The sequence below is a fragment of the Pseudomonas sp. CCNWLW23 genome (genome assembly GCF_037095675.1).
GTDB lineage: Bacteria > Pseudomonadota > Gammaproteobacteria > Pseudomonadales > Pseudomonadaceae > Aquipseudomonas > Aquipseudomonas atacamensis.
Genome location: NZ_JBAWKM010000009.1, coordinates 77,626 through 97,158, shown reverse-complemented (window position 1 = coordinate 97,158; position 19,533 = coordinate 77,626). Strand labels below are relative to the sequence as shown.

The following is a 19,533-nucleotide window of genomic DNA, read 5'->3' as shown; positions in this document are numbered from 1 at the left end:
CTTGAATCAGGGGCTGATGACGCGGCCCTGGTGATCGACCAAGGGGCCGCTGAAGTGCACGCCTGAGGCGTCGATGCCCAAGCCGACGGCGCCCAGTTGCAGGGTGATCAATTGTGGCGTCATGGCCAGACGTGCAGGTCCGATGCTCAGTTCGAGCGACTCGCGAGACCCGTTGAATTGCGCGGGTCCGTTGAGCCAGTGCAAGGCGTGGCTGGCGTCGTCGTAACCGCTTTCGCTGCCGTCCTGATGTACCCGACGGGTCAGCGTCGGCACAGTCGAGGCCGGGGGGAAACGGTCACTGTTCAAGCCGAACAACGCCACAGTCTGCGCACCGCTTTCACCGCTGCCATAGTTGAACAGCAGGCACTGCTCGCCCACCGTTGGGATGCGCGATTCGCTTTGCGCCCCGGCGCTAGGATTGAAGAACTTGATCGCTGGGGTGAGCAATCCACCATGGCTGACCTGGCAGGTATTGCTCGCCGCATCAACTGACTGACAGATGCCAATGCGACAGAAACTCTCGGCGCGGCGGTGCAAGTCTTCGATTTCCGCTTCCATTTCCGCCAGACGCTCAATGATCGGGCCAAGCTGCATGCGCAGTAATGAATCGAACATCGGTCAGCCCTCCAGCGCGGTGTACTGGTCTGGATCGTCGATGTTGCTGACTTCCCAGGTGCGAGCGAATTTCGGCATGCCCAGTGGATCGTCGAGCAAGGTCGAGCCGAGGTAGAGCGTCTGCTCGAAGGTCAGGGTCCAGGCTTTGTATTGTTGATCAGCACTGATAAGCAACGACGGCAAGCCATCGATATTCAGGGGCAGATCGCATTGATCGCCGGGCAATCCCCAGCGGTTGTCGGTGATCAGGTTTTTCAGCACGGCGATCAGATCGCACGCTGCAAAAGCGGTCGCAGAAAGCGCCGGGATGACTTGCAGTGACAACGTCATGACATGAGCGATACGCCCATCAGCGGCGCGCATGCCGGACGCATTTCGGTCAAAGTCAATCAGTACCCAAGCCTGTTCGCCCGCTGCTGTGAAGTCAGCGTCACTGCCGACATTGAGGTTGAGACCGGCGGTGTTGCGCAGTGTCGTCGCGATGGCTGTGAACAGTTGCGACGGCTGCTGGATCGGTGTGGGCATACATGACCTCCTTTTCAATCGTCCACGTGCAGCCCTGCCGCCGACATGGCGGCACGGAAAAATATTCAGGGTTAAGGCTGGTCGCGCGGCGGCACGTCACAGACGCCGATGCGCTTGGCCGCCCAGCGTTCGTAAAGGCCGATGGCGACGTCGGCGCCGGCCATGGCGGTCAGGCAGCCAAACGCACCAGCGGCCCAGATCGACATGCCGGCGGCATACAGCAGCATGATTGCCGACACGCCGCAGATCATGCAGGCGCCGGAACGCAGAGCCAGACGCCGCACCAGCGACCAGCCGCGGGCGCCCTCCTTGTCGGCGCGCCACATTTCGCCGGACACCCCGCCGACGACAGCGAGGAGGATGACCAGCCAGATCGGCATGTCCGCCAACGCTTGTTGCTCGTTTGTCATGTCACGCCTCCGTGGGCAGTGGGTGATAGATGGGAATTGAGTTCAAATAATGTCTCTTCAGGCAGGCATTCCAAAAAGCCCGGCCTTGCGCCAGGCTTTTCAGCAATGCGGTCCCGCCGATCGATTACTCGAGTTGGAATCAGTAAGGTGCGACTGGCCACTCGATGTTCGCCGGATAACCCGACTGCTGATCGATGTCGCTGAGGGCGATGCAGTATTGCTTTTGGGCCAACAGCCGAGCCTGGTCTTCGCTGGTGGCGACGCCGACGTCGACTTTGAACTGCAGCGAGTTCATCAGTAACCAGTTGGCGGCCCCATTCAGCAATTGCCACTTCTGCTGTTCGGCTTTGTTTCGCAGTTCTTCTTCGTCGGTGCAGAGAAGGTCCAGACCCCATTGAAGGTAGCGCTCCAACCCACCCGAATATCCGTACTGCCGGTTACATCAACCCAAACCGAGGTTGGCGAAGCGAGTGGTTCAAGAATCACTTCACTTTCTTTCAACTGAACAACTCGGTTGTATTCAACCAGTGCGTAAAGACTCATTGGGTCTTCCTCATTTACTCTTTGGCAGGAATGTCGCCGTGCAACTGGCAGGTATTTAAAAGCCCGGCAACAAGGCCAGGCTCTTCAGTAATGCACTGCGCATTTCAATATTGCGGATGCGTCAAATGTCGCTTATGGCACTTCAGGCCAAATGACGCTCAGTGGATAGCCCGGCTGTTTGTTGACTTGGCTCATCGCGATGAAGAACTGCTTGTAGGCCAGCAGTGCGGCCTCTTCAGCAGGTGTAGCCAGCCCCAGCTCGACTTTTTGTACCAGCGCGGACGATGTCAGGGTGAAGTTGACTTTATCGAAACGAGTCACTCTTTCGTTACGCATTTGAATAGCCAACATGGACGGTTGCCCCCACATATCGCTATCAGTAAATGTCCAGACGCCGTCGGTGTTCACCGCGTTCCAGGAATAATCGATCTTGGGCAATGCGCTGACATCCACCCAGACTTGGTCCGCCGGAAACTCATCGGTGATCGGGTTCGCGGTTTCAAAAATGTTGTCGACTTTGCCAGCGACGACACGTGCGTATTTCTTCATGTTCATCATCCTTATTGAGTGCCGGCATCCCGGCGTTTCAGTTCCTGCCCGGTAGGCATTCCAAAAAGCCCGGCGCTTGTACACCGGGCTTTTCAGTAATGCGCTCCTTCGCCTTCCTTCCAATCCTGTGTTCGAGAAGGAAGCTGACTTTTCGGCGCTACTGGCGCGGTACGAGTCCATTCAGATTGTTTTTCCGACCGCGGTCCCTGCCCGCCGGATAACTGCTTCTGGTGCTTTACGCTGCACACCCGGGTCAGTTGCCAACCCTCTGAACCGTTAAGGCCGGTTCATCGCTGCCTGTTCTTGTTGAACTAAAGAGCTTGTCTTGCCAGCCGCTTTGTCGAGCGGCTTGGTGGCAAGAATATGCATGGATGCATATACAGTCAATGCGTAAATGCATTTATTTATGCATTAAATTTGCGCATATGCATGAAACCCAGGCGGGCCAAGGGGTGGGGAGATTTCTGCAGGCGAAAAAAAACCTGCCGAGGGGCAGGTTTCAGTTGGATCGAAAGGGGCTAGCGGGCGTACATGCCCCACCAGAAGACGTGACCGAGGATGACGATCTGCTCTTCCTGGATTTCCTGGAAGCTGTAGTCCTCGTCCGGATGCTCGTCGCGATTGAAGCTGCGCAGACGGATGCCGGTGGGCAGGCGATAGAGTTGTTTCACGCGCAGCTGGCCGTTGTGATTGATCGCATAGAGATCGCCATCAATGATGTCGCCGATGCCGCACTTGCCGGCGTTGACGCCGACGGTGGCGCCATCGCGCAGAACCGGCAACATGCTGTTGCCGCGCACCGTCACGCATTTGGCCTGGTCGAACTGCACGCCGTTGTGGCGCAGGCTGCGCTTGCCGAAGCGCAGGCTAGAGCGCTCGCTCTCTTCGATGACGAATCTTCCTGATCCAGCAGCCAATTCAACCTCACGTAGAAAGGGCACCGACACCTCGTCGTCATCGACGGGGGTGTCGTCGTCCCACAGGCTTATGTCCTTGAGTTCCGCATGCACGTCAGCGCGAGTGCCGCCGGTCGTTGGCGCGACGTCCGCGCGCCCGCGCAACTGATCTGTGCTGACGTTGAAATACTCGGCGATCTTCGAAATGTGTTTATCCGAAGGATCGACAATCTTCCCGCTGAGAATCCGCGAGAGCGTTGATTGAGGCACGCCGGTGCGACGGTGGAGCTCCGTGGGGGAGATCCCGTGCTGGTCGAGCAGTGCTCTTAAGACGGAGGAAACGTTGCGTTTTTGCATAACGCGCATAGTGCTTGAAGTTTTTCGCGAAGACAAATGCTGATTTGCATAAATCGTGCATAGATCAACTTTTCTGTGCAAGTAAACGCTCACCCGACCGCAGTGCCTGCGTCGGGCTGACTGCCCATGGTAACCTTGCGCCCATCGCGGAAAAGCCCGGCCACTGCCCGCGCTTTGCCCTACATCTTTTAACGAGTTGCCCGACAATCCGATGAATAAAGCCGTCTCCGACCTGTCCTCCCACACTCCGATGATGCAGCAATACTGGCGCCTGAAGAATCAGCACCCGGACCAGCTGATGTTCTATCGCATGGGCGATTTCTACGAAATCTTCTACGAAGATGCGAAGAAAGCCGCCAAGTTGCTGGACATCACCCTGACCGCGCGCGGGCAGTCGGCGGGTCAGGCGATTCCGATGTGTGGGATTCCTTACCACGCCGCGGAAGGTTACCTGGCGAAACTGGTCAAGCTCGGCGAGTCGGTGGTGATTTGCGAGCAAGTCGGCGACCCGGCCACCAGCAAAGGCCCGGTGGAGCGCCAGGTCGTACGGATCATCACGCCGGGGACAGTCAGCGACGAAGCGTTACTCGATGAACGCCGCGATAACCTGATTGCAGCGGTATTGGGCGATGAGCGCCTGTTCGGTCTGGCAGTACTGGATATCACCAGCGGCAACTTCACCGTGCTTGAGATCAAAGGCTGGGAAAACCTGCTGGCGGAACTGGAGCGGGTCAACCCGGTGGAACTGTTGATTCCAGATGACTGGCCAAAGGACCTGCCGGCGGAGAAACGCCGTGGCGTACGTCGTCGTGCGCCGTGGGACTTTGAGCGTGACTCGGCGTTGAAAAGTCTCTGCCAGCAGTTTTCCACTCAAGACCTGAAAGGCTTCGGCTGCGAAAACCTGACCCTGGCCATCGGCGCTGCCGGCTGCCTGCTGGCCTACGCCAAAGAGACCCAGCGCACCGCCCTGCCCCACTTGCGCAGCCTGCGTCACGAACGTCTCGATGACACCGTGGTGCTCGACGGCGCCAGCCGGCGCAATCTGGAACTCGACACCAATCTGGCCGGTGGCCGCGACAACACGCTGCAATCGGTGGTCGATCGTTGCCAGACCGCCATGGGCAGCCGTTTGCTGACTCGTTGGCTGAACCGGCCGTTGCGCGACCTCACCGTGTTGCTGGCACGCCAGACGTCGATTCGCTGCCTGCTCGACGGCTACCGTTTTGAAAAGCTGCAACCGCAGCTCAAGGAAATCGGCGACATCGAGCGGATTCTGGCGCGTATCGGTCTGCGCAATGCTCGACCACGTGACCTTGCGCGTCTGCGTGACGCTCTCGGCGCACTGCCCGAACTGCAAGTGGCGATGACCGATCTGGAAGCGCCGCACCTGCAGCATCTGGCGGCCACCACCAGCACCTATCCGGAACTGGCCGCATTGCTGGAAAAAGCCATCATCGACAATCCGCCAGCGGTGATCCGTGACGGCGGCGTGCTGAAAACCGGTTACGACAGCGAACTCGATGAACTGCAATCGCTGAGCGAAAACGCCGGCCAGTTCCTCATCGATCTGGAAGCCCGGGAGAAGGCCCGTACTGGTCTGGCCAATCTAAAAGTTGGCTACAACCGCATCCACGGCTACTTCATCGAATTGCCGAGCAAGCAGGCTGAATCGGCGCCCGCTGACTACATCCGCCGGCAGACGCTCAAAGGCGCCGAGCGTTTCATCACGCCCGAGCTGAAAGAATTCGAAGACAAGGCGCTGTCGGCCAAGAGTCGCGCGCTGGCTCGGGAAAAGATGCTTTATGAAGCGCTGCTCGAAGACTTGATCAGCCAGTTGCCGCCGTTGCAGGACACCGCCGGCGCCTTGGCCGAGCTGGATGTGCTGAGCAACCTTGCCGAGCGTGCGCTGAATCTTGACCTGAACTGCCCGCGTTTCGTCAGCGAGCCATGCATGCGCATCACTCAGGGTCGTCACCCAGTGGTCGAGCAAGTGCTAACCACGCCGTTCGTGGCCAACGATCTGAGCCTGGACGACAATACGCGCATGCTGGTCATCACCGGCCCGAACATGGGTGGTAAATCCACTTACATGCGGCAAACCGCGTTGATCGTGTTGCTCGCGCATATCGGCAGTTTCGTGCCGGCCGCCAGTTGCGAGTTGTCGCTGGTCGACCGCATCTTCACCCGTATCGGTTCGAGCGATGATCTGGCCGGCGGTCGCTCGACCTTCATGGTCGAGATGAGCGAAACCGCCAACATCCTGCATAACGCCACCGAGCGCAGTCTGGTCCTGATGGACGAAGTCGGGCGCGGTACCAGCACCTTTGACGGTCTGTCGCTGGCGTGGGCGGCGGCCGAGCGCTTGGCTCATCTGCGTGCCTATACGCTGTTCGCTACGCACTACTTCGAACTGACCGTGTTGCCGGAAGCCGAGCCGTTGGTGGCCAACGTCCACCTCAACGCGACCGAGCACAACGAACGCATCGTGTTCCTGCACCATGTTCTGCCTGGGCCGGCCAGCCAGAGCTACGGCTTGGCAGTCGCGCAACTGGCTGGTGTGCCGAGCGAAGTGATCCTGCGCGCGCGTGAGCATCTGAGTCGTCTGGAAGACACAGCCCTGCCCCACGAGGCGCCGAAACCGGCAGCCAAGGGCAAGCCGTCGACACCGCAGCAAAGCGACATGTTCGCCTCGCTGCCGCATCCGGTGCTGGATGAATTGGCGAAGGTGGATCTCGACGACATGACACCACGGCGTGCGCTGGAAATGCTCTATGCACTGAAGAACCGGATATAAGCACTGAAGAAGCGGATATAACGCAAATCGCTTCAAGCTGTTAGAATCTCGCGCGGTTCGGGATGCTGCTGGCTCATAGCCTGGTCAGCAGGTATCGCTCCCGAACCTGGCGACCCCAACCGTGAAGGGGCAACGCTGCCGCCGCCTGAGGAGAAAATTAGAAATGACCTTCGTCGTCACCGACAACTGCATCAAGTGCAAGTACACCGACTGCGTAGAAGTCTGTCCGGTGGACTGCTTTTACGAAGGCCCGAACTTCCTGGTGATTCACCCGGACGAGTGCATCGACTGTGCGCTGTGTGAACCAGAATGCCCGGCTGTGGCGATCTTCTCGGAAGACGAGATCCCAAGCGGCATGGAAAACTTCATCGAGCTCAATGCCGAGCTGGCGGATATCTGGCCGAACATCACCGAGCGCAAGGATCCGCTTCCGGATTCTGCTGATTGGGATGGCAAGCCGAACAAGATCGAACAACTCGAACGCTGATCTACCCCGCGCTCGACTGAAAGGCCCCTTGTGGGCCTTTTTGCTTTTGCAGGTTTTACTTTTCTGCAGACGAAAAAAGGGGCGGTATGACCCGCCCACATTTTTTCCCTATTCCCTGTAGTCCTTTTCATCGTCCTGATGAATCGCCTCCTGCGATGTCCGTTCCCCTCTTCCGTAAAGGGCGTGTCTGTCCGTCGACACAGCCCTGATATTAGAGAGTTTCCGCAGCGGAGCAATCAGGCTCAGGCGCAGGTCTACGCTGACATAAAGACATAATAATTGAAAAATATTTATTTAAATCAGCAAGTTACCGCTTAGCATTGATCGCAATCGCCTTCTGCCGAAGTGTAAAAATAACGAACACTTACGACACAGTAAGCAAAGGCTTACAGCGCGAGACTACAAACTCAGAAAATGCTGACCGCTCGTCTGGCACCTCGCCCGACAAACGCGATGCACGAGACAGGCATAAACAACAAGCCCCGACTGATTGAATCAGCCGGGGCTTTTTTTGCGCGCGGTGGATCAGGCGCTTATTGGAACAGCGACTCGCTCGACAGGCCATTCTTCTCCAGGATCTCGCGAAGGCGCTTGAGGCCTTCCACCTGGATCTGCCGTACCCGCTCGCGGGTCAGGCCGATCTCCAGGCCGACATCTTCCAGCGTGCTGCTTTCGTGACCGCGCAGGCCGAAGCGGCGAATCACCACCTCGCGCTGCTTGTCGGTCAGTTCCGACAGCCATTGATCGATGCTCTGCGACAGGTCATCGTCCTGCAGCAGTTCGCACGGATCGGTGGGACGATCGTCAGTGAGGGTGTCCAGCAGGGTTTTATCCGAATCCGGACCCAGCGAGACGTCGACCGAAGAAACCCGTTCGTTGAGGCCCAGCATGCGCTTGACCTCGCCCACCGGTTTCTCCAGCAGGTTGGCGATTTCTTCGGGTGAAGGTTCGTGGTCGAGTTTTTGCGTCAGCTCCCGTGCGGCCCGCAGGTACACGTTGAGCTCCTTGACCACGTGAATCGGCAACCGGATGGTCCGGGTCTGATTCATGATCGCGCGTTCGATGGTCTGACGGATCCACCACGTGGCGTAGGTCGAGAAGCGGAAGCCGCGCTCGGGATCGAACTTTTCCACCGCGCGGATCAGGCCGAGGTTGCCCTCTTCGATCAGATCCAGCAGCGACAGCCCCCGATTGACGTAACGCCGGGCGATCTTGACGACCAGCCGCAGGTTACTTTCGATCATGCGCTTGCGCCCGGCCGGATCGCCACTTTGCGACAAGCGCGCAAAATGAACTTCTTCTTCCGGGGAGAGCAGAGGGGAAAAGCCGATTTCGTTGAGATACAGCTGCGTGGCATCAAGTGCCCGAGTGTAGTCGATGTATTTATGTTGTTTGAGTGTGGCGGAGTGTCTGGATTTGGAACGAACGGAAGGTGGAGCAGCCCCTTCATCATTCAACATCGAATCCGAATCGATGCCGGTCTCCATAAGGAGAACCTCATCGTCGATGTCAAACTCCGGCACTTCTTTACTGAGAGCCATTGTTATAGTCCTTTGGTGAGTTCGACCCCAAGCTCAAGCGACGCCTTTATCCTTGGCAACGCTGGAGCCTGTCCCCTCTACGCGACGGAACAGGCTGGCCTACAAATCAACGTCTTGGCAGGAACTGCAGCGGATCCACAGGTTTACCTTGGCGGCGAATCTCAAAATGCAGTTTCACCCGGTCTGTACCCGTTGACCCCATTTCGGCAATTGTCTGTCCGACCTTGACCTGCTGCCCCTCCCGAACCAACAGCCTGCGGTTATGTCCGTAAGCACTGACGTAGGTTTCGCTGTGTTTGATGATGACCAATTCGCCGTAGCCCCTTAAGCCACTCCCGGCGTATACGACCGTCCCATCAGACGCAGCTAAAACAGGCTGTCCCAAATCTCCGGCGATATCAATTCCTTTATTCAAACTACCGTTTGAAGAGAATTTTCCAATCAGAACGCCATTAGATGGCCATCCCCAGCCGGTCGGGGCCGGGCCTGCCGGAGGCAGTGGAGCGGGTGCAGGTTTGCTCGCGACGGACGGTACAACCCCTTTGGAACCGGTGGTTGTAGTGGTTGTGGTGCCATTCGCCTGGCGCCGGATTACCGTGGTTTTACTCGACGAAGAAGGTGAAGAACTGGAGTTGCTCACCACCGCTGTCGGCGTTGAACCGCTGCGCCCGTCGAAGCGAATTGTCTGACCCGGATGGATCGTATACGGCGTAGGAATATTGTTCCGGGCGGCGAGGGTTTTGTAGTCCCAGCCGTAACGAAAGGCGATCGAAAACAAAGTATCGCCGGGGCGGACTACATATTGCCCGGTAGTAACGGTCGGACGTTGTGCGACCGAATTATTGCGATCGACAACCCGTACGTTGCTCGATTTGGTGCTGGAGCAACCCACCAGCAAGGTGCTCAAGACAAGGCCAGTCACCAGGCGCTGAAAGCTCGTGTTACCCATACGCTGCGCAATGACTGTGAGACTCACCCGCCGCTCCCTTTGTGGTGGCTGAAAATTCTGAATGCCGCACTGCGGCATGAAGTGTCGCAAGTATAACGGGCCGAAACGGCTTTACCTTTAATGAAGCGAAATCACCGGACGCACACGTTTGCCAGGGGCAAGTACGCTGCGTTTAAACTCTGGCTGCCGGTGTAAGACCGGCGCCGTTGAAAGGAATTCAGCGCCTGCTCGCAAATGCTCAGGCCAGTGGCCCGTTGAGCAAAGGCACGAAACGCACAGCGCCCAAAACGTGTCGAGAAAAGCCATGTTCTTCGCGCACGATCAGCATCAGTTGTTGCACTTCACCGGAGCCGACCGGAATCACCATGCGCCCACCGGGGGCCAGTTGATCCAGCAAAGCTTGCGGTACATCGGTGGCGACGGCGGTGACGATGATGCCGTTGTAGGGCGCCAGCGCCGGCCAGCCTTCCCAGCCATCGCCCCAGCGAAACACCACGTTGCGCAGGTTCAACTCGACCAGACGCTCCTTGGCGCGGTCCTGCAGCACCTTGATGCGTTCGACCGAAAACACCCGTTCGACCAGTTGCGACAACACCGCCGTCTGGTAGCCGGAACCGGTGCCGATCTCCAACACTTTATCCAGCGGGCCGGCCTCCAGCAGCAGCTCGCTCATGCGCGCCACCATGTAAGGCTGGGAGATGGTCTGGTTGTTGCCGATCGGCAGCGCGGTGTCTTCATAAGCGCGATGCGCCAGCGCTTCGTCGACAAACAGATGACGCGGTGTGCGGCGGATCACTTCCAGGACTTTGGCGTTCGACACGCCTTCTTCATACAGCCGCTGGATCAGTCGCTCGCGCGTACGCTGGGACGTCATGCCAATGCCGCTGCGCAGGCGGTCGTCATGTTCACGCATCAGCTCAGCCCCCCCAGCCAGCCATCAAGACTTCTGAAGGCATCATTGAAAGTGCGATCGAGCTGCAACGGTGTGATGGACACATAACCCTGCATCACGGCATGAAAATCGGTGCCCGGGCCGCCATCTTCGGCGTCGCCGGCAGCAGCAATCCAGTAACCGGCCTTGCCGCGCGGATCGACCACTTTCATCGGCGCCGCCGCGCGGGCGCGATGGCCGAGACGGGTCAACTGAATGCCACGGATGTGATCGATAGGCAGATTGGGGATGTTCACATTAAGTACCGTGCGCGGTGGCAGATCGAGCCCAGCGTGGGCCTCGACCAGCTTGCGCGCGAAGTACGCCGCGGTCGGCAGGTTGTCCACCTGGCGCGAAACCAGTGAGAACGCGAACGACGGACGCTCAAGAAATCGTCCTTCAAGCGCCGCTGCCACTGTCCCGGAATACAGCACATCGTCACCGAGGTTGGCGCCCAGGTTGATGCCGGAAACCACCATGTCCGCCTCGCGCTCAAGCAAGCCGTTGAGGCCCAGGTGAATGCAATCGGTCGGTGTGCCGTTGAGGCTGATGAAGCCGTTGGCCAGGTATTGCGGGTGCAGCGGACGGTCGAGCGTCAGCGAACTGCTGGCGCCGCTTTTGTCCTGCTCCGGGGCGATAACCACGCATTCGGTGTAATCCGCCAGCGCAGCATAAAGCGCGGCGAGACCGGGCGCGGTTACCCCATCGTCGTTAGAAATCAGAATACGCATGGGCTGTCCGTCTGCCCCACCGGCACCAGATCAACGAGCTCGCGCACCAATACGGTGGCAAAGCATCCGGCCGGGAGGACGAATTCCAGTTGCAGAATGTCAGGTTGGGGATAATGCCACGTCAACCCGCCAATGGGCAGCCGCAGGATGCGACGTTCATGGCTCATGCCGGCGTGGATCAACCAGTCGCGCAGATCCGCTTCGCGGGCGGCGATCGCCTGCTCCAGTTCATGGACTGCGCCAGCCGCGGGCGAGTCACCTTCGCCCCACTGCGGACCGGTCGGGTGCAGGTCGAGAATTGCCAGACGCGGGTCGCTGCATTCGGCTTCACCGGCCGGGAAAAAACTGCGGCTGTCGGTGAAGGCCAGCAGATCGCCAACCAGCGCGGTGTTCCAGGTGCCATCGGCGACGCGCGCCGCCAGCACCTGGTTGAACAGAAAGCTGCGCGCCGTCGACAGCAACCGCGAACGCACATTTCGCTGTTCCGGCAAAGCCTTGCGCGCCGCCCACGCCCGGGCATCGACAACGTTACCGCCGTCATGGCCAAAGCGCTGGGCGCCGAAATAATTGGGAATGCCTTGTTTGGCGATCAGTTGCAGACGCTGTTCAAGCGCGTCTTTGTCGCCATCGAATTGCGTCAGGCGCAACGTGAAACCGTTGGCCGAATGCGCACCGCGTTGCAGCTTGCGCTTGTGGCGGGTGGTCTTGAGGATCTTCAGCGTGTCGTTTTCCGCCGCCGACAGATCCGGATCGGCCTTGCCCGGCAATTGCACGCTGAACCACTGTCGGGTCAGGGCCTGACGGTCCTTGAGGCCGGCATAGCTGACGGTACGCAACGGCACGCCGGCTGCCTTGGCGATACGCCGCGCCGCTTCTTCGGTATTGAGGCCGCGCTTTTCCACCCAGATCCACAGGTGTTCGCCGTCGCCGCTGAACGGGATATCCAGCACTTCATCGACCTGGAAATCTTCGGCGATGGCTTTCAGTACCGCTGTGCCGAGGGGTTCGCCATAGGCCCGTGGGCCGAGCAATTGCAGTTCATTCATGCGCGCAGCAACAAGGCAACGGAGTGCACGGCGATGCCTTCTTCGCGACCGACAAAGCCAAGCTTTTCGGTGGTGGTAGCTTTGACGTTCACTTGATCCAACTCAACTTGAAGATCCGCCGCGATCAGCGCGCGCATCGATTCGATATGCGGCGCCATTTTTGGCGCCTGGGCAACGATGGTGTTGTCGACGTTGCCGACCTTCCAGCCCTTGGCGTGGATCAGACTGACCACATGACGCAACAGCACACGGCTGTCGGCGCCCTTGAATTGCGGATCGGTGTCCGGGAAGTGTTTGCCGATATCACCCAGCGCCGCCGCGCCGAGCAAGGCATCGCTCAAGGCGTGCAGCAGGACGTCACCGTCGGAATGAGCGAGCAGCCCGAAGCTGTGTGCAATCTGCACGCCGCCCAGAGTAATGAAATCGCCTTCAGCGAAACGGTGCACATCGTAGCCGTGGCCAATACGCATAAAAAAACGCCCCGATTTTTGTCAGGGCGTGATTCTACCTGCATTAACCGCGCAGAGCGCGTGCGTGATGCTGCAAGTGGTCGTCAATGAAGCTTGAGATGAAGAAATAGCTGTGGTCGTAGCCCGGTTGCAGGCGCAGCTCCAGCGGATGCCCCGCTTGTTTTGCCGCGTATTGCAGAGCTTCGGGTTTCAGCTGGGTGGCGAGGAAATCGTCACGATCACCTTGATCGACCAGCAACGGCAATTTCTCCGTCGCATCGGCGATCAGCACACAGGCGTCCCACTCCTTCCACTTCGAACGGTCTTCGCCCAAATAGTTGGAAAAGGCCTTCTGACCCCACGGGCAATCGATCGGATGGGTGATCGGCGAAAAGGCCGAAACCGATTTATACCGCCCAGGATTGCGCAAGGCACAGACCAAAGCACCGTGGCCGCCCATCGAGTGGCCGCTGATGCTGCGCTTGTCTGAAGCGGGGAAATGCGCTTCGACCAGAGCAGGCAATTCCTGCACGACATAGTCATGCATCTGATAGTGCCGCGCCCATGGCTCCTGGGTGGCGTTCAGATAAAACCCGGCGCCGAGACCGAAATCCCAAGCCTTGTCTGCATCGTCCGGAACATCCGGACCGCGTGGGCTGGTGTCCGGGGCAACGATAATCAAACCAAGCTCGGCAGCCATGCGCATCGCGCCGGCCTTCTGCATGAAATTCTCATCGGTGCAGGTCAGCCCCGACAACCAGTACAGCACTGGCAGCTTGCCGCCCTGCTCCGCTTGCGGCGGCAGGTACACGGCGAAGACCATGTCGCAATCAAGCACTTCGGAGCGATGGCGATAGCGCTTGTGCCAGCCACCGAAACTCTTCTGACAGGAAATGTTTTCCAGATTCAAGGGATTCTCCCTAGCTGTAAGCTGCAAGCCGCAAGCTTCAAGAAAAAGCACGAACGCCTTTACTTGCAGCTTGAAGCTTGCAGCTCGGGGCTGCTGTTAGAAATGAATGACGGTGCGGATGCTCTTGCCTTCGTGCATCAGGTCGAACGCCTTGTTGATATCTTCCAGGCCCATGGTGTGGGTGATGAAGGTATCCAGCGGGATCTCGCCGCTCTGGGCCATGTCGACGTAGCTCGGCAATTCAGTACGGCCACGCACGCCGCCGAACGCCGAACCGCGCCAGACGCGACCGGTAACCAACTGGAACGGACGGGTAGCGATTTCCTGACCGGCACCGGCGACACCGATGATGACCGACTCGCCCCAGCCTTTGTGGCAGCACTCAAGCGCGGCGCGCATCAGTTGCACATTGCCGATGCACTCGAAGGAGAAGTCGACGCCACCATCGGTCATGTCCACGATCACTTCCTGGATCGGACGATCAAAGTCTTTCGGATTCACGCAATCGGTAGCACCGAGTTGTTTGGCGATTTCGAACTTGGCCGGGTTGATGTCGATGGCGATGATCCGCGCAGCCTTGGCTTTCACCGCGCCGATCACGGCCGACAAGCCGATACCGCCGAGACCGAAGATGGCCACGGTGTCACCCGGTTTGACCTTGGCGGTATTGAGCACGGCGCCGATACCGGTGGTCACGCCGCAACCGAGCAGGCAGACCTTTTCCAGCGGCGCGTCTTTGGAGATCTTGGCCACGGAGATTTCCGGGAGCACGGTGTATTCCGAAAACGTCGACGTCCCCATGTAGTGGAAAATCGTTTCGCCCTTGTAGGAAAAGCGCGAAGTGCCGTCCGGCATCAGGCCCTTGCCTTGGGTGGCGCGAATCGCCTGGCAGAGGTTGGTCTTGCCCGACTTGCAGAATTTGCACTGGCCGCATTCCGGGGTGTACAGCGGAATGACGTGGTCGCCGACGGCAACCGAGGTCACGCCCTCGCCGATCGCTTCAACGATGGCGCCACCTTCGTGGCCGAGGATCGACGGGAAGATGCCTTCCGGGTCTGCGCCGGACAAGGTGTAGGCATCGGTGTGGCACACCCCGGAAGCGACAACGCGCAGCAACACTTCACCAGCCTCGGGCATGGCGACATCGACTTCTACGATTTCCAGCGGCTTCTTGGCCTCGAAGGCAACGGCGGCGCGCGACTTGATCATGCTGACTCTCCAATGAATCCAGTAAATAAAAAAGCAGACAGACAGTGTAGTTCAACGCGTCCTGAGGAATAATCCGGACGAAAGCAAAACATTATTGCCATACAGGGACAATCCAAGTGTCGGAAAACCGCTGGGAAGGCATCGATGAGTTCGTTGCCGTCGCCGAATGCAACCAATTCACCGCCGCTGCCGAGCGTCTTGGGGTTTCTTCCTCGCACATCAGTCGACAAATCGTACGGCTCGAAGAGCGTTTGCAGACGCGCCTGCTCTACCGCAGCACCCGGCGAGTTACGTTGACCGAAGCCGGGCAGACTTTCCTGCAACATTGTCAGCGCCTGCAGGACGGTCGCGAAGAAGCCTTGCGCGCGGTAGGCGATCTGACCAGCGAACCGAAAGGCATGCTGCGCATGACCTGCGCGGTGGCCTATGGCGAACGCTTTATCGTGCCGCTGGTGACTCGCTTCATGGGGCTGTACCCGCAGCTACGCATCGATATAGAGCTGAGCAATCGCCAACTGGATCTGGTGCATGAAGGGCTGGACCTGGCGATCCGCCTGGGTCGGTTACAGGATTCGCGCTTGGTCGCGACACGCCTGGCACCACGGAGAATGTACCTGTGCGCGTCGCCTTCCTACCTGGAACGGTATGGGCGCCCACACAGTTTGTCGGAATTGAGTCGACACAATTGCCTGATCGGCAGTTCGGATATCTGGCAACTGGAACAGAACGGGCGGGAATTTTCCCAGCGGGTGCAGGGCAACTGGCGTTGCAACAGTGGGCAGGCGGTGCTGGATGCGGCGCTTCAGGGTGTCGGATTGTGTCAGTTGCCGGACTATTACGTGCTCGAGCACCTGCACAGCGGCGCGCTGATTTCCTTGCTCGAGGCGCATCAGCCGCCGAATACGGCGGTGTGGGCGCTGTATCCGCAGCAGCGGCATCTGTCGCCGAAGGTGCGCAAGTTGGTGGATTATTTGAAGGTGGGACTGGCTGAAAGGCCGGAGTACAAACTTTGAGTTATTGATTGCCTGTGCGACCGCTTTCGCGAGCAGGCTCGCTCCCACAATTGACCGGGTTCGACAGCTGAATGCATTCCCTCTGTGGGAGCGAGCCTGCTCGCGAAGGCAATGCCACAGCGACCCCAAACCTCAGCGGCGATTCGCCCATCGCTGGCGCAACCACTCCAGATCTTCCGGCCGGGTCACCTTGAGGTTATCCGCCCGCCCTTCGATCAGACGCGGTGCCAGACCGGCCCATTCCATCGCCGAAGCTTCATCGGTAATCATGGCATCCGCAACCAGGCTGTCGGCCAACGCCCGATGCAACGCCCCGAGGCGAAACATCTGCGGCGTATACGCCTGCCAGATCACGCTGCGATCCACCGTTTCAACCACACGCCCGATCTTATCGACGCGTTTGAGCGTGTCGCGAGCGGGCACCGCCAACAGACCACCGACCGGGTCATCCGCGAGTTCGGCAAGCAACTTGTCGAGATCGTCGCGACTCAGATTCGGCCGGGCCGCATCGTGCACCAGCACCCAATCGTCATCGTCGGCACCTTGCGCATGCAGGTGCAGCAAGGCATTGAGCACCGACGCGGAACGCTCCGCGCCGCCATCAACCCGCTGAATGCGCGGATCGTTGACGCATGCCAGATTCGGCCAATAGGGATCATCGACAGCAAGACTGACCACCAGGCCCTTGAGGCTCGGGTGATCAAGGAAACAGCCGAGGCTGTGTTCGAGAATTGTGCGCCCGCCCAGTTGCAGATATTGCTTGGGACGGTCCGCGGCCATTCGGGCACCGACGCCCGCGGCAGGAATCACGGCCCAGAAGGCCGGCAGGGAATCGATCATTGGGCCAACTGGTAAAGGGTTTCGCCGTCCTTGACCATGCCCAGTTCGTGACGAGCCCGCTCTTCGACGGTCTCCATGCCTTTCTTCAGCTCGCTGACTTCAGCGTCCATCACCCGGTTGCGCTCCAGCAGGCCTTCGTTCTCGGCATGTTGCTCGGCGATCTGCTGTTTCAGCTCGGCGACCTGCGCCAGACTGCCATTGCCCACCCACAGGCGGTACTGCAGACCGGCCAGGAGCAAGAGCAAAACAAGAAACAACCAGTAAGGACTGCGCATCGAATATCAGGTATCCAGTGAAAAAAGACAGCCACGCATAATGTTGCAGCATCTGATAGCACGAAGCCTGGAAAGATCCAGGCTTGTGCTTAAGGCATCAGATTAGTGGCAAATCCATCGCTGTCACGACTTTTCCGACACAATCCGGTGTCCTTTGATCAGGTTGCGCTTAACCGCGGAACTCGGCACGGCCGTTGTACTTGGCCTTGCCGTTCAACTGCTCTTCGATACGCAGCAGTTGGTTGTACTTGGAAACGCGGTCGGAGCGGCACAGCGAACCGGTCTTGATCTGGCCAGCCGAGGTGCCCACAGCCAGGTCGGCAATGGTCGAATCTTCGGTTTCGCCGGAACGGTGCGAGATCACTGCGGTATAGCCGGCAGCCTTGGCCATCTGGATGGCTTCCAGGGTTTCGGTCAGGGTGCCGATCTGGTTGAACTTGATCAGGATCGAGTTGGCGATCTTTTTATCGATGCCTTCTTTGAGGATCTTGGTATTGGTCACGAACAGGTCGTCGCCCACCAGCTGGGTCTTCTCGCCGATCTTGTCGGTGAGGATTTTCCAGCCAGCCCAGTCGGATTCGTCCAGACCGTCTTCGATGGAGATGATCGGGTAACGCTCGGTCAGACCTTTGAGGTAGTCGGCGAAACCTTCAGCAGTGAACACCTGGCCTTCGCCGGACAGATTGTACTTGCCGTCTTCGTAGAACTCGCTCGCGGCGCAGTCCAGCGCCAGGGTCACGTCGGTGCCCAGCTTGTAACCGGCGTTGGCCACGGCTTCGGAGATCACTTTCAGCGCGTCTTCGTTGGAAGCCAGGTTCGGCGCGAAACCGCCTTCGTCGCCAACGGCAGTGCTCAGACCACGAGCCTTCAGCACAGCTTTCAGGTGATGGAAAATCTCGGTGCCCATGCGCAGACCTTCCGAGAAAGACTTGGCGCCAACTGGCTGGACCATGAATTCCTGGATGTCGACGTTGTTATCGGCGTGCTCGCCACCGTTGATGATGTTCATCATCGGGACCGGCATCGAGTACACACCCGGGGTGCCGTTGAGGTTGGCGATGTGTGCGTACAGCGGCAGATCCTGATCCTGCGCAGCTGCCTTGGCCGCAGCCAGGGACACGGCGAGGATGGCGTTGGCGCCCAGGGTCGCCTTGTTTTCGGTACCGTCGAGCTTGATCATCGCCTGATCCAGCGCTTTCTGGTCGCTCGGGTCGGTGCCCAGCAGCAGATCGCGGATCGGACCGTTGATGTTGGCTACCGCCTTGAGCACGCCCTTGCCCAGGTAACGGCTCTTGTCGCCATCACGCAGCTCGAGCGCTTCACGCGAGCCAGTGGATGCACCGGACGGCGCGCAGGCGCTACCGATGATGCCGTTGTCGAGAAGCACGTCCGCTTCCACGGTGGGATTGCCACGGGAGTCGAGAACTTCACGACCTTTGATGTCGACGATTTTTGCCATTGTTGTAAACACTCCAAAGTTGACGAAAACGACGCAGCTAGAGGAAATCTTTATCGTCGGCAAGCGAAGTACAGCGGGCAGACTTGCAGACGACAGCGCTCACGCCCGAGGGCATGAGCGACAAATCGTGCGGTACTTTACCGGAGAATCGAGCGTTACGCGGTTTCTACCGTCGGAAAACTCTTCACCAGTTCGTCCAGAGCTTTGAGCTGGGCCAGGAATGGCTCCAGTTTGTCCAGACGCAAGGCGCAAGGGCCGTCGCATTTGGCGTTGTCCGGATCCGGATGCGCTTCGAGGAACAGACCCGCCAGCGACTGGCTCATGCCGGCCTTGGCCAGATCCAGAACCTGGGCACGGCGACCGCCGGCGGAGTCGGCACGACCGCCAGGCATTTGCAGCGCGTGGGTCACGTCGAAGAATACCGGGTATTCGAACTGCTTCATGATGCCGAAGCCGAGCATGTCGACCACGAGGTTGTTGTAGCCGAAGCTCGAACCACGCTCGCAAAGGATCAACTGATCGTTACCCGCTTCCACGCACTTGTTCAGGATGTGTTTCATTTCCTGAGGCGCGAGGAACTGGGCTTTTTTGATGTTGATCACGGCATTGGTCTTGGCCATCGCGACAACCAGATCGGTCTGGCGCGACAGGAAGGCCGGCAGCTGAATGATGTCGCAGACTTCAGCGACGACCGCAGCCTGATCCGGCTCGTGGACGTCGGTGATGATCGGCACGCCGAACGCTTGCTTGATGTCCTGGAAGATGCGCATGCCCTCTTCCAGGCCAGGACCGCGATACGAAGTCACAGAAGACCGGTTGGCCTTGTCGAAGCTGGCCTTGAATACGTAAGGGATACCGAGTTTCTCGGTGACCTTCACGTACTCTTCGCAAACCTGCATGGCCATGTCACGGCTTTCCAGCACGTTCATGCCGCCGAACAGCACCATGGGTTTGTCGTTGGCAATCTCGATGTCGCCGACGCGGATGATCTTCTGTGCCATCGG

General features: G+C 58.9%; 21 protein-coding genes. 3 read left to right on the top strand and 18 right to left on the bottom strand.

The genetic code is table 11. The features are described from left to right. Positions 1-6 precede the first annotated feature (6 nt). The 6 genes from V8J63_RS13710 to V8J63_RS13685 form a co-directional block, all read right to left on the bottom strand. Complete coding sequence (locus tag V8J63_RS13710) at positions 7-615, bottom strand: phage baseplate assembly protein V (protein ID WP_336464194.1); 609 nt, start codon at positions 613-615, stop codon at positions 7-9. A 3-nt stretch (positions 616-618) separates the two neighbouring features. Then, positions 619-1,140, bottom strand: a complete 522-nt coding sequence (locus tag V8J63_RS13705) for a hypothetical protein (protein ID WP_110600120.1) — start codon at positions 1,138-1,140, stop codon at positions 619-621. 71 nt (positions 1,141-1,211) lie between these two features. Next, a complete protein-coding gene (locus V8J63_RS13700; protein WP_016771446.1) occupies positions 1,212-1,550 on the bottom strand; it encodes a phage holin family protein in 339 nt (112 codons plus the stop codon). A 139-nt stretch (positions 1,551-1,689) separates the two neighbouring features. Further along, positions 1,690-1,962 carry a tail fiber assembly protein gene (locus V8J63_RS13695; RefSeq protein ID WP_232245514.1) on the bottom strand — a complete coding sequence of 91 codons (273 nt, stop codon included), beginning with the start codon at positions 1,960-1,962 and terminating at the stop codon, positions 1,690-1,692. Positions 1,963-2,225: 263 nt separating this feature from the next. Then, the gene (locus V8J63_RS13690; protein ID WP_016771447.1) at positions 2,226-2,642 is read right to left on the bottom strand and encodes a tail fiber assembly protein; all 417 of its coding nucleotides are present in this window, start codon (positions 2,640-2,642) and stop codon (positions 2,226-2,228) included. Positions 2,643-3,160: 518 nt separating this feature from the next. Further along, entirely contained in the window at positions 3,161-3,904 is a 744-nt protein-coding gene (locus tag V8J63_RS13685; RefSeq protein WP_110600122.1) for a LexA family transcriptional regulator, read from the bottom strand. Positions 3,905-4,106: 202 nt separating this feature from the next. Between V8J63_RS13685 and mutS the strand changes: the two genes are divergently transcribed. After that, positions 4,107-6,689: a DNA mismatch repair protein MutS gene (mutS, locus tag V8J63_RS13680; protein WP_056783236.1), complete on the top strand. Its 2,583-nt coding sequence runs from the start codon at positions 4,107-4,109 to the stop codon at positions 6,687-6,689. Between the two features lie 163 nt (positions 6,690-6,852). Beyond that, positions 6,853-7,176 carry a ferredoxin FdxA gene (gene fdxA / locus V8J63_RS13675; RefSeq protein WP_016771449.1) on the top strand — a complete coding sequence of 108 codons (324 nt, stop codon included), beginning with the start codon at positions 6,853-6,855 and terminating at the stop codon, positions 7,174-7,176. A gap of 533 nt (positions 7,177-7,709) precedes the next feature. On the opposite strand, the gene rpoS is transcribed toward fdxA, so the two are convergent. The 8 genes from rpoS to V8J63_RS13635 form a co-directional block, all read right to left on the bottom strand. Continuing rightward, the gene (rpoS, locus tag V8J63_RS13670) at positions 7,710-8,717 is read right to left on the bottom strand and encodes an RNA polymerase sigma factor RpoS (RefSeq protein WP_016771451.1); all 1,008 of its coding nucleotides are present in this window, start codon (positions 8,715-8,717) and stop codon (positions 7,710-7,712) included. A gap of 106 nt (positions 8,718-8,823) precedes the next feature. Then, a complete protein-coding gene (locus tag V8J63_RS13665) occupies positions 8,824-9,693 on the bottom strand; it encodes a peptidoglycan DD-metalloendopeptidase family protein (protein ID WP_016771452.1) in 870 nt (289 codons plus the stop codon). 211 nt (positions 9,694-9,904) lie between these two features. After that, the gene (locus tag V8J63_RS13660) at positions 9,905-10,540 is read right to left on the bottom strand and encodes a protein-L-isoaspartate(D-aspartate) O-methyltransferase (RefSeq protein ID WP_160768345.1); all 636 of its coding nucleotides are present in this window, start codon (positions 10,538-10,540) and stop codon (positions 9,905-9,907) included. 38 nt (positions 10,541-10,578) lie between these two features. Then, positions 10,579-11,328 carry a 5'/3'-nucleotidase SurE gene (surE, locus tag V8J63_RS13655; RefSeq protein WP_024011837.1) on the bottom strand — a complete coding sequence of 250 codons (750 nt, stop codon included), beginning with the start codon at positions 11,326-11,328 and terminating at the stop codon, positions 10,579-10,581. Then, the gene (truD, locus tag V8J63_RS13650) at positions 11,316-12,374 is read right to left on the bottom strand and encodes a tRNA pseudouridine(13) synthase TruD (protein WP_125925198.1); all 1,059 of its coding nucleotides are present in this window, start codon (positions 12,372-12,374) and stop codon (positions 11,316-11,318) included. Before truD ends, surE begins: the two co-directional genes overlap by 13 nt. Next, entirely contained in the window at positions 12,371-12,844 is a 474-nt protein-coding gene (ispF, locus tag V8J63_RS13645) for a 2-C-methyl-D-erythritol 2,4-cyclodiphosphate synthase (RefSeq protein ID WP_016771456.1), read from the bottom strand. The genes truD and ispF overlap by 4 nt, the downstream gene beginning before the upstream one ends. Before the next feature lie 43 nt (positions 12,845-12,887). Continuing rightward, positions 12,888-13,733: an S-formylglutathione hydrolase gene (gene fghA / locus V8J63_RS13640; RefSeq protein ID WP_336464193.1), complete on the bottom strand. Its 846-nt coding sequence runs from the start codon at positions 13,731-13,733 to the stop codon at positions 12,888-12,890. Between the two features lie 96 nt (positions 13,734-13,829). Continuing rightward, the gene (locus tag V8J63_RS13635; protein ID WP_123443045.1) at positions 13,830-14,942 is read right to left on the bottom strand and encodes an S-(hydroxymethyl)glutathione dehydrogenase/class III alcohol dehydrogenase; all 1,113 of its coding nucleotides are present in this window, start codon (positions 14,940-14,942) and stop codon (positions 13,830-13,832) included. Between the two features lie 116 nt (positions 14,943-15,058). Between V8J63_RS13635 and V8J63_RS13630 the strand changes: the two genes are divergently transcribed. After that, a complete protein-coding gene (locus V8J63_RS13630; protein ID WP_056783227.1) occupies positions 15,059-15,955 on the top strand; it encodes a LysR substrate-binding domain-containing protein in 897 nt (298 codons plus the stop codon). A gap of 132 nt (positions 15,956-16,087) precedes the next feature. Here the strand turns inward: V8J63_RS13630 and ispD are convergent, their stop codons facing one another. From ispD to kdsA, 4 genes are all read right to left on the bottom strand, one after another. Further along, positions 16,088-16,795, bottom strand: coding sequence for a 2-C-methyl-D-erythritol 4-phosphate cytidylyltransferase (gene ispD, locus V8J63_RS13625; RefSeq protein ID WP_336464192.1), 708 nt, complete (start codon positions 16,793-16,795; stop codon positions 16,088-16,090). Next, complete coding sequence (gene ftsB, locus V8J63_RS13620) at positions 16,792-17,070, bottom strand: cell division protein FtsB (RefSeq protein WP_016771460.1); 279 nt, start codon at positions 17,068-17,070, stop codon at positions 16,792-16,794. The genes ispD and ftsB overlap by 4 nt, the downstream gene beginning before the upstream one ends. Before the next feature lie 169 nt (positions 17,071-17,239). After that, entirely contained in the window at positions 17,240-18,529 is a 1,290-nt protein-coding gene (gene eno, locus V8J63_RS13615; RefSeq protein WP_041478121.1) for a phosphopyruvate hydratase, read from the bottom strand. A 155-nt stretch (positions 18,530-18,684) separates the two neighbouring features. Beyond that, complete coding sequence (gene kdsA / locus V8J63_RS13610; protein WP_016985082.1) at positions 18,685-19,530, bottom strand: 3-deoxy-8-phosphooctulonate synthase; 846 nt, start codon at positions 19,528-19,530, stop codon at positions 18,685-18,687. Positions 19,531-19,533 lie beyond the last annotated feature (3 nt).

Excerpts from the sequence above, each read along its gene's own strand:
- V8J63_RS13710 (WP_336464194.1), bottom strand. The coding sequence starts at position 615 with ATGTTCGATTCATTACTGCGCATGCAGCTTGGCCCGATCATTGAGCGT.
- V8J63_RS13705 (WP_110600120.1), bottom strand. The coding sequence starts at position 1,140 with ATGCCCACACCGATCCAGCAGCCGTCGCAACTGTTCACAGCCATCGCG.
- V8J63_RS13700 (WP_016771446.1), bottom strand. The coding sequence starts at position 1,550 with ATGACAAACGAGCAACAAGCGTTGGCGGACATGCCGATCTGGCTGGTC.
- V8J63_RS13690 (WP_016771447.1), bottom strand. The coding sequence starts at position 2,642 with ATGAAGAAATACGCACGTGTCGTCGCTGGCAAAGTCGACAACATTTTT.
- V8J63_RS13685 (WP_110600122.1), bottom strand. The coding sequence starts at position 3,904 with ATGCGCGTTATGCAAAAACGCAACGTTTCCTCCGTCTTAAGAGCACTG.
- mutS (WP_056783236.1), top strand. The coding sequence starts at position 4,107 with ATGAATAAAGCCGTCTCCGACCTGTCCTCCCACACTCCGATGATGCAG.
- fdxA (WP_016771449.1), top strand. The coding sequence starts at position 6,853 with ATGACCTTCGTCGTCACCGACAACTGCATCAAGTGCAAGTACACCGAC.
- rpoS (WP_016771451.1), bottom strand. The coding sequence starts at position 8,717 with ATGGCTCTCAGTAAAGAAGTGCCGGAGTTTGACATCGACGATGAGGTT.
- V8J63_RS13660 (WP_160768345.1), bottom strand. The coding sequence starts at position 10,540 with ATGACGTCCCAGCGTACGCGCGAGCGACTGATCCAGCGGCTGTATGAA.
- surE (WP_024011837.1), bottom strand. The coding sequence starts at position 11,328 with ATGCGTATTCTGATTTCTAACGACGATGGGGTAACCGCGCCCGGTCTC.
- truD (WP_125925198.1), bottom strand. The coding sequence starts at position 12,374 with ATGAATGAACTGCAATTGCTCGGCCCACGGGCCTATGGCGAACCCCTC.
- ispF (WP_016771456.1), bottom strand. The coding sequence starts at position 12,844 with ATGCGTATTGGCCACGGCTACGATGTGCACCGTTTCGCTGAAGGCGAT.
- V8J63_RS13635 (WP_123443045.1), bottom strand. The coding sequence starts at position 14,942 with ATGATCAAGTCGCGCGCCGCCGTTGCCTTCGAGGCCAAGAAGCCGCTG.
- ispD (WP_336464192.1), bottom strand. The coding sequence starts at position 16,795 with ATGATCGATTCCCTGCCGGCCTTCTGGGCCGTGATTCCTGCCGCGGGC.
- ftsB (WP_016771460.1), bottom strand. The coding sequence starts at position 17,070 with ATGCGCAGTCCTTACTGGTTGTTTCTTGTTTTGCTCTTGCTCCTGGCC.
- eno (WP_041478121.1), bottom strand. The coding sequence starts at position 18,529 with ATGGCAAAAATCGTCGACATCAAAGGTCGTGAAGTTCTCGACTCCCGT.
- kdsA (WP_016985082.1), bottom strand. The coding sequence starts at position 19,530 with ATGGCACAGAAGATCATCCGCGTCGGCGACATCGAGATTGCCAACGAC.